General features: G+C 70.7%; 16 protein-coding genes. 7 read left to right on the forward strand and 9 right to left on the reverse strand.

Features of this window, described 5'->3' with window-relative positions:
- The first annotated feature begins 22 nt into the window (after positions 1-22).
- From OG294_RS27730 to OG294_RS27760, 7 genes are all read left to right on the forward strand, one after another.
- The gene (locus OG294_RS27730) at positions 23-1,120 is read left to right on the forward strand and encodes a tyrosine-type recombinase/integrase (RefSeq protein ID WP_327069257.1); all 1,098 of its coding nucleotides are present in this window, start codon (positions 23-25) and stop codon (positions 1,118-1,120) included.
- Positions 1,121-1,197: 77 nt separating this feature from the next.
- Positions 1,198-1,452, forward strand: a complete 255-nt coding sequence (locus tag OG294_RS27735; protein WP_327069258.1) for a hypothetical protein — start codon at positions 1,198-1,200, stop codon at positions 1,450-1,452.
- Positions 1,449-1,973 (forward strand): helix-turn-helix domain-containing protein, encoded by a 525-nt coding sequence (locus tag OG294_RS27740; protein WP_327069259.1) that lies wholly within the window; start codon positions 1,449-1,451, stop codon positions 1,971-1,973. Before OG294_RS27735 ends, OG294_RS27740 begins: the two co-directional genes overlap by 4 nt.
- The gene (locus tag OG294_RS27745) at positions 1,930-2,499 is read left to right on the forward strand and encodes a hypothetical protein (protein WP_327069260.1); all 570 of its coding nucleotides are present in this window, start codon (positions 1,930-1,932) and stop codon (positions 2,497-2,499) included. The genes OG294_RS27740 and OG294_RS27745 overlap by 44 nt, the downstream gene beginning before the upstream one ends.
- 187 nt (positions 2,500-2,686) lie before the next feature.
- The gene (locus tag OG294_RS27750) at positions 2,687-2,974 is read left to right on the forward strand and encodes a hypothetical protein (protein WP_327069261.1); all 288 of its coding nucleotides are present in this window, start codon (positions 2,687-2,689) and stop codon (positions 2,972-2,974) included.
- A gap of 3 nt (positions 2,975-2,977) precedes the next feature.
- The gene (locus tag OG294_RS27755) at positions 2,978-3,304 is read left to right on the forward strand and encodes a hypothetical protein (RefSeq protein WP_327069262.1); all 327 of its coding nucleotides are present in this window, start codon (positions 2,978-2,980) and stop codon (positions 3,302-3,304) included.
- Positions 3,305-3,371: 67 nt separating this feature from the next.
- Positions 3,372-6,899 carry a phage tail tape measure protein gene (locus OG294_RS27760; RefSeq protein WP_327069263.1) on the forward strand — a complete coding sequence of 1,176 codons (3,528 nt, stop codon included), beginning with the start codon at positions 3,372-3,374 and terminating at the stop codon, positions 6,897-6,899.
- Positions 6,900-7,035: 136 nt separating this feature from the next.
- Here the strand turns inward: OG294_RS27760 and OG294_RS27765 are convergent, their stop codons facing one another.
- From OG294_RS27765 to OG294_RS27805, 9 genes are all read right to left on the reverse strand, one after another.
- A complete protein-coding gene (locus OG294_RS27765) occupies positions 7,036-7,503 on the reverse strand; it encodes a helix-turn-helix domain-containing protein (RefSeq protein ID WP_327069264.1) in 468 nt (155 codons plus the stop codon).
- A gap of 178 nt (positions 7,504-7,681) precedes the next feature.
- Complete coding sequence (locus OG294_RS27770; protein ID WP_327069265.1) at positions 7,682-8,050, reverse strand: hypothetical protein; 369 nt, start codon at positions 8,048-8,050, stop codon at positions 7,682-7,684.
- A gap of 37 nt (positions 8,051-8,087) precedes the next feature.
- Complete coding sequence (locus OG294_RS27775; RefSeq protein ID WP_327069266.1) at positions 8,088-8,642, reverse strand: DUF6197 family protein; 555 nt, start codon at positions 8,640-8,642, stop codon at positions 8,088-8,090.
- 37 nt (positions 8,643-8,679) lie between these two features.
- Entirely contained in the window at positions 8,680-8,874 is a 195-nt protein-coding gene (locus OG294_RS27780; RefSeq protein WP_327069267.1) for a hypothetical protein, read from the reverse strand.
- Between the two features lie 94 nt (positions 8,875-8,968).
- Positions 8,969-9,226 carry a hypothetical protein gene (locus OG294_RS27785; RefSeq protein ID WP_327069268.1) on the reverse strand — a complete coding sequence of 86 codons (258 nt, stop codon included), beginning with the start codon at positions 9,224-9,226 and terminating at the stop codon, positions 8,969-8,971.
- Between the two features lie 29 nt (positions 9,227-9,255).
- Positions 9,256-9,696 (reverse strand): hypothetical protein, encoded by a 441-nt coding sequence (locus OG294_RS27790; RefSeq protein ID WP_327069269.1) that lies wholly within the window; start codon positions 9,694-9,696, stop codon positions 9,256-9,258.
- Between the two features lie 91 nt (positions 9,697-9,787).
- Positions 9,788-10,006 (reverse strand): hypothetical protein, encoded by a 219-nt coding sequence (locus tag OG294_RS27795; protein WP_327069270.1) that lies wholly within the window; start codon positions 10,004-10,006, stop codon positions 9,788-9,790.
- A gap of 84 nt (positions 10,007-10,090) precedes the next feature.
- A complete protein-coding gene (locus tag OG294_RS27800; protein WP_327069271.1) occupies positions 10,091-10,402 on the reverse strand; it encodes a DUF7739 domain-containing protein in 312 nt (103 codons plus the stop codon).
- Positions 10,403-10,653: 251 nt separating this feature from the next.
- A complete protein-coding gene (locus OG294_RS27805; RefSeq protein ID WP_327069272.1) occupies positions 10,654-13,152 on the reverse strand; it encodes a hypothetical protein in 2,499 nt (832 codons plus the stop codon).
- Positions 13,153-13,203 lie beyond the last annotated feature (51 nt).

Consider the following 13,203-nt stretch of genomic DNA (forward strand, 5'->3'; position numbering starts at 1 on the left):
TTCTTATCGGGAGCGACAAAAGGTGCATGACGACACGTCAACCGAACAGGCGTCCGCCGCGATCGAGCGGACCGGACCCCGACCCGAACTCCACGAGCAGTGGGCGCAGCGCCACGGCGTAGCCGCCGCCGACCGGCTCGCCGCCGCCGAAGACTTCGCCGACGCCGTCCAGGCCGAGATCACCCCACCCAACACTGTCGGCACGTACGAGAAGTCCTGGCGGGTCTGGGAGCGGTTCTGCTCGACCCAGGGCTTCCCCGTCACCGAGGGCACCCGCGGCGCCCTGGTCGCCTTCACGGCCTGGCTGCTGCACGAAGGCCGGCAGACCCCTGGACCCGGTGGCGTGCTCGGCTACGCGCCGGCCTCCGCAGGCGTCCACTTGACCGGCGCCGTGGTCGGTCTGCGCCAGCGCGGCCACCAGGTCACCAAGGACGACTCCGCGGCCGCTCGGGAAGCCCTCGACGGGCTCACGGTGAAGCTCCTGAAGGCCGGGGAACGCCGAGGCCGCGGCAAAGCCCCAGCCGCCGACACGGACGGCCTGCGGCGCATCGCCGCCAGCACCCCCAACACCCTCGCGGGGCTGCGGGACAAGTCCCTCGTCCTGCTCTCGTTCAACGTGGCCGGCCGCGCCTCCGAACCCGCCGGGCTGCTGCTCGGCGACGTCACGCTGCAGAAGCAGGGCATGCGGGTGTCGATCCTGACCGGCAAGACGAAGTGGTCCGTCCGCCAGCCCGCGATCCCCTACGCCAAGGACCCCGACGTGTGCCCGGTCCTCGCCTGGACCGCCTGGCGCGAGGCGCTGCTGGCCATTGACGAGCGCTACGCCGACCCGGCCGACCCGGCGTTCCACGCGATCGACCGGTGGGGCCACGTCGGCGGTGCCATGTCCCCGGACGCCGTCACCGACGCCATCGCCCGTGTCGCCGAGCGCGCTGGCGTGCCGCTGCGCTGGACCGGCCACTCACTGCGCTCTGGCCTGGCCAGCGAAGGCCGCAACGCAGGCAAGGACTCCGTTGCGATCGCCCGTCAGGGCGGCTGGGCACCCAACAGCCGCTCGATGCTCGGCTACATGCAGACCTCGGACGACTGGACCGACAACGCCGCCTCCGGCCTGCTCTGACCCCCACCCCCCTGCCTGGCTCACCACCACCCTCGCCACCGCCCCCGCATTGGACCCCTTGGCGAAAGAACCCAACCGTGACCCACAAGCCCGACCCCACCCCCGCCCAACTGCGCGCCCTGGCCGCAGCCGTCGCCCTGACCACCGCGACCGGCCTCCAAGACACCGGCCTGACCGTCGAAGACCTCCTCGGTGACGCCGACCCGCTCCAGGTCGTCTCCGTGCTGTCCTGCGCCCTGCACGCCGCCCTGGGCACCGTGCTCGGCGCGGACGGCCGCACCACGGTCCTGCAACACCTCGGCCTCGGCGCCCTCCAGGACGGCGACCGGTGACCGCCCCCGCCCAGCCGCCGGCCCGCGACGACCGGCCCGCCCCCACCGTCTTCCACAGCGGGATCATCGTTCCCGCCGAGCTGTGCGCCGAACTCGCCGGCGCCCTCGACCTCCTCGCCGCCTACCTGCGCGGCACGCCCCCGCCCGCGTCCTGCCGGGCACCGCGCCTCTCCAGGGCCGCACAAGGCGTCCTGCAAGCCGCCCGCGACGCCGCCGTCCTCCACCGCCGGCGCGAGACAGCCCGCGCCGCTTTGGCCACCCCAACACCACCGGTTCTTCCGCCAGCCCAACCCCCGGCAGCCTCAACCCAGATGGTCACCACGGCGGTCGCCGCGGAGGCCGTCGGGGTCAGCCCGGAGTGGATCCGGCGGGCCGCGGCAGAAGGCCGCATCCGCGCCGAACAAGCTCCCCGCAACACGTGGCTGGTCGACCTCGACGACGTCCGCGCCTGGCGCGCCGGCCGAACGAGGAGAAGCCATGGCGGACACCCTGAACGAACAGCTGAACCTGGCGCAGCGTGAGGCCGGCGGCCTGCGCGACCGGCTGTCCCGCGCCGAGACGGACCTGGCCGAGGCCCTGGAGGAACGGCGGTACGCCGACGCGGAAACGCTGAAGGGCACCGCCGACTCCCTGCGCCAGCCCGCCATGATTGCCCAGGCGCACGTTCAGGCCCTGGAGACGGCCGTGCGCGCCCTGCAGGAGCACCAGGAGCAGGAGGAGCGCGCCGCCCGCGAGCGGCAGCGCAGGGACCAGGCCGCCGCCATGTACGAGCAGGCCCGCGAGGCTGAGGCCGCCGCGCTCGACGACGTTGCCCGGCACATGGCCGAGGTGCCCGTCGCGTACGAGGCGCTGCAGCAGGCCATGGCCGCCGCGATGGCCGCCGAGATCCGCGTCGGGGGCGCCCGCCGGGACGCCCACACAGCCGGCGTCGGCGCCGGGCACCTCCCAGCGGACTACCCGGTGCCGCCGATCCCCAACAACGCCAGGGCCCGATTCGAGCAGCACCCGCTCCTCGGCCAGATCCTGCGCAACCCCCGGCTCTCCTGACCGGCAGCCGCTGCCCCGGCGTGGCGTCAAAGTCGCCCGCCCGGGACATCCATGGCAGTCCGGCACTGGGATCCAAGGCCGCGAGCGGGCTTTCTCACTCCTTTCCCCGCGAAGACCGACCTGCGCCAGGCCGGGGCAGCGCGCCAGCCTCACCCCTCTGCACCACTTCGCGTCCCGGGAGGACGACATGGCTGAACGCGCGATGACCATCTCCGAATTCACTGCGGCGATCGACCGGATCAAGGAGACCGCGAAGGCGATCACCGAGATCCAGGAGGTGGCACCCGCCGCCGCGACTGCGGTGGCCGAGAACACCGCCGGGCCGGGCAAGCCGCTGCACGAGATGAGCTGGGACGACTTCCACAGCGAGGCGGCCGGCTACTGGGCCCGACAGGGCGAGGGCATGCGCTCGCCGCTGTGGACCGACCGGCAGCCACTGACGCTCGGCGAGTACCTCGCCCAGGGGCGGGAGTAACCGATGGGCACAGGCACTCCGCGGATCGTCACGACGCTGCGCGAGGCCCCGGGCCCGTACCGGCGGCACGTCGCCCCGGCCGGTGAGCCGGTGGCGGCTGCCCGCGCACTGCCGGAGATTCCCGGAGGTCTGGTGCGAATCTCGGTTGAGGACGGTCTGCGCCCAGGGCAGGCCACGATGCTGCTGGCCGCCGCGGATCGGCTGCGCTCGGCCTCGGTGGTGGAGATTCACGGTCGGACGCGGAAGGCCGTGAAGGACGCCGAGGCGATGCTGTTGGCCGCCTGGAGCATCGACGATGTGCTTCGGGGTCGTGATGGCTGTCCAGGTTGAGGATCTGTACGTCACGTTCAGCGCCATAACGACCCCGTTCACGGTTGGCCTGGCTGAGGCTGGCGGAGTGGCCGAGGAGTTCGTTGCCCAGTTGGAGGCGATGAACGCGGCACTCGCCGAGAGTGGGGTGAGCCTGAGCAGTCTGGGGGCCGAGGGCGCCGCCGGCGTCGAAGAACTGACGGCGACCATCGAAACGCTCACGCCGAGCATCGACGCCTTGGCCGTGAGTATGGACGCATCAACCGCCGCGGCCGATCTGTCGACCGCCTCCATGGATCGCCTCACCGCGGCCATGGAGGCCTCCGCCACTGCCGCGCGGCAAACATCGGCCAGCACCACGGAGGCTGCGGCCAGCTCTGACCTACTCGGCAGCAAGGCCCTCGGGCTGGGTGGCGTGCTCGAAGGGGTTTCCACGTTCGGCGCCCTGGGGCTGGCGGGGATCAGTGTCGAGGCCGTGAAGATGGCCAGCACGTTTCAGAGTTCCACAACCCGGTTGGTGACCTCGGCCGGCGAGTCGTCCTCGGCCATCGACATGGTCCGTCAGGGCATGCTGAACATGGCCGGTCAGGTCGGTGTCAGCGCGGATGACCTCAGCCAGGCCATGTACTACGTGGAGGCTGCGGGCTATCACGCGGCGGACGGTCTGACCGTGCTGAAAGCGTCCGCGGAGGGCGCTGCGGCTGAGGGTGCCGACACCACAACGGTCGCCAAAGCGTTGACCGACGTGCTGGTGGACTATCACCTTAAGGCGTCGTCGGCTGCGAACGTAACCTCCCAGATGATCACAGCGGTTGCCCACGGCAAAACGAACTTGCAGGATTTTTCCTCCGCGTTCGCCAGCATCGTCCCGGCCGCGTCAGCTGCGGGGATCAGCTTCCAGGACGTCATGGCCGCGCTGTCGAACATGACGAACCACGGATTCACGGCGCAACGAGCCTCGCAGAACCTGGCACAAGCACTGCGGTCGCTGCTGAATCCGACCAGCACGATGGCGACCGCGTTCCAGGAGTACGGCCTCTCCAGTGACGTCCTGAAGCAGAAGCTGAACGGGCCCGATGGGTTGACCGATGCGATGGAGTACGTGTCGCAGGCGGCAACCAAGGCGGGCAAGGAGGGGACCCCGGCTTTCGCCGCGGCACTCAAGGCAATGATGGGTACGGCGCCGGGCGCCAATGCTGCCCTGGCCACGGTTGGTGCCAACTTCCAGGCGACGTCCGACACGATCAAAGCAGTCGGTTCCGCGACTGCGGACGCGTCCGGCAAGGTGCAAGGCTTCGCCCTGGTCCAGCAGACGCTCGGCCAGCAGCTGAAGCAGCTGCGCGCCGGCTTCGACTCGGTGATGATCCGCCTCGGCGACTTCCTGATTCCGCAGATCAGCAAGTTCATCGACCTGCTGGAGAAGCGGGGCGCCCCGGTCGTCCACGACTTCACCTCGGCGATCTCGGGGATCGCTTCGGGCTTCACCGGGAAGACTGCGAAGCCGGCCGAGGGCGCGGTGGAGACGACCGCGGGCGGCGAGCAGCACGGCGGTGCGCTGGCTGCGCCGGTGCCGCTGACGCCGATGCAGGAGCTCGGCAAGGTGTTGCGGGAAGTCTCGGACGACATCGGCACATTCATCGATGCGGGGCGCCGCCTGGCGGACGTCCTGATGAAGGAGGTCGTCCCGCAGGCGGAGAAGATCGGTGGTGCCGCCATCCTCGGCGGCCTGCTGGCCGTCGGCGGGATCCTCAAGGACGTGGTCGCCCCAGCCATGTCCGACTTCGCTAGCTTCGCAGAGAAGCACAAGACGATCATGACGTGGATCATCGACGGCTTCCTGATCCCGCTGACTGTCCGCCTTGGTCTGCTGGCCACCGTCAAGTCGGTGTCCGTGCTGGCAGATCTGACCAAGAGCATCGTGGGCTTTCCGTTCTCCCAAGCCTCGGCCATCGTCAAGCAGCTGAAGGGCATCCGGACGAGCTTGTTCGGCGGGGAGAAGACCGATGCCGACGGGGTCGTCAGCGAAGTGAAGGGCTTCTTCCCGAAGATCGGCAGTGCCATCTCGGCCGGCTGGGCCTCCTTGAAGTCCGGCGGATCCGCGGCCGGCGACCTCCTCTCCGGGGCCTTCAGTGCCACCAAGTTCCAGCTCCAGTCGTACATCGGCGCGTTCAAGCAGGCCGGATCGACCATCGCTTCCACCGTCTCCGACTGGGGCTCCTCCATCGGCGACGCCGTGAAGAACGTGATGCCGACCAAGGTCGACGCCAGCCTGTTCCTGCAGTCCGTCAAGGACAAGGGGTCGGACGTCGCGGGTGCGATCTCCGGATGGAGCAGCTCGGCCATGCAGTCCGTCCGATCCCTGGGCGGCGGCATCGCCGGGACGGTCCGCGGCTGGGGCACCTCGCTCGGCACCGCGATATCCGGGTGGGCGAGCAGTGCGACGACCGCGGCACAGGCCATCGGCAGCCGGATCACCACCGGCCTGTCCGCTGGGCTGTCCGCTCTCGGCTCCAAGACGGCAGCGATCTGGCAGGGCCTGTCGGCTGCGGTGTCCGCTGCGGGCACTGCGGCCAAGGGTGCGCTGGAGTGGATCGTCGCCTCGGGGAAGGCCGCGTTCGATGCCGGTGTGGAGGCGGCCACGGCCGCGGCGTCCTGGATCGCGCAGAAGGTCGCGACCCTGGCGTCGGCGGTGGCGGACGGTGTGATGACGGCCGCCCAGTGGCTGCTGGATGCGGCATTGGATGCCACCCCCATCAGCTTGGTGATCATTGCGATAACGGCGCTCGTCGCAGCGATCGTGTATGCGTGGAATCACTGCACGGAGTTCCGCGTCGTGGTCGAGGCGACCTTCCAGGCTGTCGCGGACATCGCCCTGTGGCTGTGGCACGACGTGTTCGAGCCGGCGTTCCGCGGGATCGCCGCAGTCGCAGTCTGGCTCTGGCAGAACGTCCTGTCGCCTGCCTTTCACGGCATCGCCGATGTCGCCCTGTGGCTGTGGCACAACGTCATCGACCCTGCCTGGCAGGGGATCACCTCGGCGATATCGACCGCGGTCGGGTGGATCGCCGGGCTGCCGGGGCAGATCGCCAGCATCTTCGCTGACGCCGGCCGCTGGCTCTGGGACGCCGGCTCCAAGATCATCAGCGGTCTCGTCAACGGCATCAAGTCGGCCATCGGCTCCGTCAAGAGCACCCTGACGTCCCTCACCAGCGACCTGACCTCCTGGAAAGGCCCGCCGGAGAAGGACGCCAAACTCCTCACCCCCGCCGGCGAATCCCTGATCACCGGCCTGATCCAAGGCATCACCAACAAGATCCCCGCACTCAAGTCCCAGCTGACCGGGATCACAGACCACATCGGCAGCCTGTCCCCCACCATGACCGCCAACCTCGCCCTCACCGGCACGGGCAGCGGGTCACTGACGGGCGCCGCCGCCCCCTACGGATCGCTCGCCGCAGGCCCCACTCCCGGCGGCAGCACGCCCACCTACGTCCTCAACGTCACCGTCCAGGGATCCGTGCTCTCCGAGCAGGAGCTGCGGACAGTCATGGAACGCCAGATGTACCAGCTCGGAATGCGCAACTCCCAGACCTGGCAGCAATACGCCCGCCGGTGATCGAACCCCTCGTCGGGGTGTCTCCAGCTGGCGCCTGGGAGCTGCGGTTCACAGCCTGTGGATATCGCCCCGTCTGGAGATCCCGAAACGAAAAATGGCCCGCACCCCATGCCGGGGTGCGGGCCATTTCGTGCTGCTACTCGGGGCGCCGCCATACGCGGCCGTCCTTGGCCAGCAGGCCTTCTTCCGTGAGCCGCTGGAGTTCGTACGTCGCGCGGCTGGGGAGGGCGTGCTTCTCGCCGACCTCGGGGTCGTCCTTCGGGAAGCCCGGGACCGCGGGGTAGAGGCCCAGGGCCTCGGTGGCCCTCTGGACGGTCCAGTCGCCGTCCTGGGTGAGGACGGCCTGGCGCAGGCGCTCGCGCGGGGTGCTGTCGGTCATGGGCCCATTCTCCCTCGTCTTCACGGCCATTCCGTGCTCGGGGGTCTGGTGGATCTGGACGGCGTGGTGCAGGTCACGGGCGCCGAGCGCGCGGCGGATCCGGGCGATCGCGTTCCGCACGACACGCTCCTCGACGCCGAGCTGATGGGCGATGTCGTGGGGGCTGTGGCCGCGGGCGGCGAGGCCCAGGATCTGGGTCTCGAAGGGGGTGAGGGGACGAGGCATGCTGCTCCTCAGCAGTGGTGGACTAGCGGGCGGCGGGTGGGGCAGGCGCTGCACATGGAACACATGGGCAAGCGGCGCTGGGTTGAGATGGCCGGGTTGATCGTGGCGATCGTCGTGATGGTGGGCGTGGCCGGGCTGCTGGTGGCGCGGCTGATGGCGATGCCGTGACCGGGCCTGCTCAGCCGCCGTCGGTGTCGTGGCACGTCTGCGCGGGCTTCTCGACCATGGCTGCCTGGGCCTTGTCCCATTCGGCGACCCACACGCGCGGGTCGTGGCCGAGTTCGACGGCACGGTCCCACGAGTACTCGGGCAGCGCCCCGTCTTCCAAGTACTCGGCCAGCTCGCGAGCAACCTGCTCGGCGCGCTCGGGGTCGACCTCGGCGAGCGCGGCGGCGTAGAAGTCCGCCATGAACGCGTGGACGGTCAGGCCGATCTCGGCCGAGAACCACCGCCGCTGGTCGGCGGGGACGCTTTCGGCGCGGTTGAACACGACCTGGCGGAGCAGGTCGGCACGCTGGGCGGCAACAGTGTTGGGCGAGTCGTTCATCGGGTCTCCTCACGGGGCAGGTGGTTCCGGGGCAGCGTCAGCGGACGCGCGCGGCGGCCCGCTGCAGCAGTTGGTGGACGTCGGCGGCGCGCCGGTTCGGGGCGTCGTTCCACGAATCGATCGGCCCGGTCTCGCCGAGGTAGCCGATCTCGTTGCCGATCAGCTCCCGGGCCCGCTCGACGACCGCGGGGGTGGAGTAGCCGGCCTGCAGAATCCCGAGCTGGGCGCCGAGCACACAGACAGCGCCGGCCTCGTCCCAGAGGGCGCCCTGCAGCCAGCCGTGCTGGTGGATGTACCGGGAGACCAGCAGCAGATGCTGGCCGGGCGTCACCTGGGCGACGGGCCGGCGACGGTGGAGCCGATCGAGCAGAGTCGGTGCCGGCAGGTCGATCCCGTGGTGCCACGGCTGCAGCACGCTGCCGTACCGCGGGGTGGGCGCGGGGGGCTGGTGGCAGGTCAGGTGGAGCGGGCCGGCCGCCCCCGCCGTGTTGGCGGGGGCGGGCAGTTGGGCCAGGTAGGCCTCGACCTCGGCGACCAGGCGGAGGCCCGCCGCGTCCAGATCGAACGGTGCTGCGGTGAGCAGTGCGGGCACGGCGGGCCTCCTTCCGAGCAGCCGGAGCCAAGGGTTGTCAGCTGTGCTTCTCCTCGATGTGCTGGCGGGCGTACCAGTGCGCCTCGTCGATGGGGCCGCCGATGGTCGCGATCGGGTGGAAGTGGCCGATGTGCATGCTCCACGGGCACTCGGTGCACTCGGCTTCAGCGCCTCCGGCACCGTCGCTGAAGACGTTCACGCTGCCCTTGCCCTTGTGGGAGATCAGCATCATTTGGAGGGTCTCCTTGGTGTCGGTGGCCGGTCGGTCCGGCCACCGCACCCCACCCGCAGCTGGGCGGATGGAGCACGGTGAGCGGGCCGGGCGGTCAGTAGCGGCAGATGCCGGCGTGGCCGATCGCGGCGCCGGTGACGACGCCGACCGGGTCGCCGATCGCCGGGTTGTTCAGCGGCCGGTCACTGCGGTCGTGGCATCCGTGGCAGCGCCAGTACGGGCCGGACTGGGCGGCGGCCTCCTCCAGGTTGGCGGCGCGGGTGATGTCGTACTGGACGACCTCCACCGCGCTGCCGGCGGCCGTGTAGTGGGTGGCGAGGACGGTCTTGGTGACGCTCTGGGTGTCGGGCATGTCGGTGGTCCTTCCTGCGGGTGAGCGGATCAGTGGAGGGTGATCTCCCAGCGCTCGGGGTGCTCGGCGTCGCCGAGTTCGCCGGTGATCGTGAACTCCTGGGTCTTGGGCGGCTTGGGCGGCTCGTCGGTGGTCAGACCCTTGACGCCGGCGCGGTAGAACGCGTCCCAGGAGTGGGTGCCACCCGCGGTGTACAGCCCGGTGCGGTCCCGACGAACGAACACGTACTCGCCGACGCACGCGAGGCGCACGTCGCTGTGGACGCCGTCCCCAGCCCAGAAAAAGGAGGCCTCGGGGTCGAAGTAGGAGCGGTGGAGCTGGGCGGTGCTGGCCCACACGTCGTGCAGGGTGCGCATGTGCCGCTCGGCCTCACTGGAGGGGATCGCGCTGACGGTCTCGCGGACCCAGGTGTCGATCCGGTCGGCGTACCGGTCGCAGAACTTGTCGGCGAGGCGGGCGAGGAGAGGCATGATGGGCTTCCGATCTGCTGGTTTCTGGTGGATTCGGGGCCCGGGGCGGCCGGTTGATGCTTGGCGGCTGGACGGCCGCCCCGGGGCGGGGTCAGTTCTCGACGGTCAGGGCGCGGTCGTTGCCGAGCTTCAGGTCGAGGAGGGCCTGGTCGACGCCTTCTACGGCGTGGTGGGCGGTCCCGAGTGCACTCCAGACGGGGCCGACGGGCCACCCCCTGGCGATGTCGGCGAGTTCGTCGATCACCGCGTGGATCCGTGCCTGGTAGGCGTCGATCTCGGCGACGGTGATGCTGGTGCGTGCGGCGGTCATGGCGCTCCTTCGGGTGCGGGTTTTGGCGTGTGCGAGCTGTGCGGCGGCGCGTTCGGCGGGGCTTCCGGTCCACATCGGCATCGGTCAGCCCCAGTGCCAGACGGCACCGGCGCGGTGAGCGGCGCGGGCAGCCGCGGCGATCTCCCGGGTCCGGGGCGCCCAGGCCGGGGTCATGTGCGGGGCCAGGGCGGTGAGGGCCTCGGCGATCCGGCCGGCCTGCTGGTTGGGGACGTCGAACGGGTCGCCGGTGTGGCGGTCGAACAGGATGCTGAGCGCGGCCCAGTCCTGACGGCCGGCGATGCGGCTCAGCTCGTTGCCGAACTCGGCGTGCGAGGTGTAGGAGTGGCCGCCCCAGCCGTCGTAGCCGGCGCGGTCGTGGTCCCAGATCCAGCCCATGGGCGTGGTCTCCTGTCTGAGTTGTGGTGGTTTGCGGGGTCGGCCGGCGCTGGTAGGCCTGTCCGGCTGACCCCGTTCGTGTCCTGGTTTACGGTGGTTTGTGACCCCGTCCGCTGGGGTGGGCACCCCGTCCTGCTGACGGGGTCCGGCGGGCATCGGACGGGGTGACATACCTGGTCAAAGCGGGCGCCGACGGGGTGCGTCGGCCCGGATCCGTACGCCGGACGGGGGTATGAACCGGGGTGAACCGGTCAGGCGGCCTTGTCGCTGAGGAGCGCGGCCAGCCGCTCGCGGGTGTAGCCGGAGGCCTTGCCGACGCCGTCGACCGAGCCGATCCGCTCGGTGTTGCCCGCGTTCGCGTCGCGCAGCCGAGCGCCCAGCGACACCTCGGTCAGGTCGTGCCAGCGCTCCGGGAAGAGCGCGGTCATCCACGTGGCGAGAACGCTCAGGCGGGCCCGGTCGACGCCCTCGTGATCCATCGCGGCGACCGCGTCCGCGACCACCTGGCGCTTCTGGACCTGCTCACGCTCCTTCTCCCAGCGCTCCGCCGCGTGGCCGGTCAGGGTGCCGGCCTTCAAGCGCAGGTCCCGGCCGCGCTCGCAGATGACCCTGAACTGGTCGAGATTGATGACGTCGGCCCTGATGGTGTCGTGGCCTTCCTCGGCGCCCTCGTCCAGCACTGCGACGCCCTTGTGCTGGTCGAGGAGCAGGTGCGGGGCCGCGCCGGCGGCGACCGCGTCGTCACCGAGGACCATCTTCGAGCTGTTCTGTCCCTTGACCCTGAACGACGCCCGCTTGGAGGCGACCTCGCGCAGCTCGGTCGGCACGCTGTTGGAGTCGGGGCGCTGGGTGATGATGACCGCCATCCCGCCGACGTAGCGGGCCACCCGCATGAACCGGGCGAACAGGGAGACCATCACGTCCTTGCCGTTGCGGCCCTGGGGCTTGCGGCCACCGCCCTCGCCTTCGGCAGCAGCGGCGGCCTCGGCGTCGTCGGCCGAGATGAGCTTCATCGCCGCCGCCGCGTCGAGGATCTCCTGCAGCTCGTCGACCAGGAGCAGCGTCATCTCCAGGCCGTCGGTCTTGGCCAGCTCCGGGGTGATCTTGCCTTCGGGGCAGGCCTTGGGGTCGGTCTCGAAGAGCTTCTCCAGCCGCTCGCCGTGCTCCGCCATCTCCTCGATGGTCTCCTCCATCACCCGGTTCATCTCGCGGATGACGGAGGACTGGTTGCCGCACACGAACCGGTGCGCGACCAGCTTGAGGGAGGCCCAGTCGGCGCCGGCCTTCCCGCTCAGCAGCACGATCTTCAGGTACGGGTCGAGGACCGCGGCGGCGGCCACCAGCCGGGCCAGGTACGACTTGCCGAAGCCCATGAGCCCGCCGATCAGCAGCGAACTCCAGAGCATGTTGAGGACCTTGCGGACCCCGCGCGCGTTGCTGCCGAGCGGCACGCCCTGCGCCCAGAAGTCCCAGCTGTCCGCCTTGATCAGCTCACTGGGCACCGGGTCGCCCTTGTACGGGTTCGCGTTGTTGGCCACCCAGATGACGAACCGTCCCTCGTGACCCTCCTCGCTGACGTCCTTGGACATCTGCAGCTGGGCGGACTTCACCTTCAGCGCGGACGCCAGCTCGGTGTCCCGGCCGATGGCCTGCTCGGCCGGGCGCCCGCCGGGCAGCTCGATCGTGGCGGTCCAGCCGGGCCCGTCGGGGCGGATCACCCCGACGATCGAGGTCTCCTCGACCTCCGACTTGTCGATGATCTTCGCCTTGACGAGCGCGTTGATGAGGTCGGAGGCGCCTTGGACCTGCGCGGCCTGCTCGGCGGCCTGCGCGACCTCACGGGCCGCCGCCGCGCCCGGGGTGGTCGCCTCGGCGGCGGCCTGACGCGCGGCCACCACCGCTGCGGCGAACGCGGGACCCTCCACCGGCACCTCGTCCACCGGCCCGGCCTGCGCGGGGATCCCCTCGGCGGCGGTCGCCACCTGCCCGGCCTGCTGCTGGTCCTGGTCCTCGACGACCATCCCAACCCGCCACAGCGCGACCGCGGCGGCGGGCAGCGACGCGAGGAGCCACAGCGGGTTCTGCAGGGGAAGGATGATTCCGCCGCAGACGACCGACCCGATCAGGGCGATCGCGCGGCCGGTGCGCTTCTTCCACCGCTCGCTGCCGATCTCGACCTTGCTGGGTGCCAGGTCGAGCAGATCTCGGCTGCGGCCGTGCTCCTGCAGCAGCACCTCCAGTTCCTCCTGGCGGCGGCGCAGGCTGGCGTCCGTCGCGCTGTCGCGGTGCCGCCCGTTCTCGTTGCCGTCCAGCGGCCGGCCGCCCGCGGAGCGCATTGCCGCGTCCTGCCGAGCCTCGCGCACCTTGTGGTCAACCAGCTGGCGGGTCACCCGGGACAGCTCGTGCCGCAGCTGCTTCTCCCGGGCCTCATGGTTGTGCTGGCGCTGCTCCAGGATCTCCTTGACGAGCTGCTCGTCGGTGACCTGCTCGGCGGTGAGCCAGGTCCAGGTCTGGGAGCGGGCCCGCAGCAGGTGGGCGCGCACCGCGCCGCCCTCGGCGAAGGAGGCGATCAGCCGGGCTTTCAGCGCGCCGGCCCAGGCCTCGGCGGGCTCCTCCTGCGGCTCGGGCACGTACTGCTCGGCTGCGACGGGCGGCGCCGACACGTACAGCGGCGGGGTGTCCTTGATGAAGGAGACCGGTGCGGGCTGGTCCTGCGGGCCGATCGACGGCGGATCAAAGGTGATGCTCACGGGCTCGTCCTCTCGGTTCGGGCCGGACGGGTTGTCCTGTGCCTGGAGTTG

Origin of the sequence: Kitasatospora sp. NBC_01302 (assembly GCF_035976515.1) — a bacterium.
Lineage (GTDB): Bacteria > Actinomycetota > Actinomycetes > Streptomycetales > Streptomycetaceae > Kitasatospora.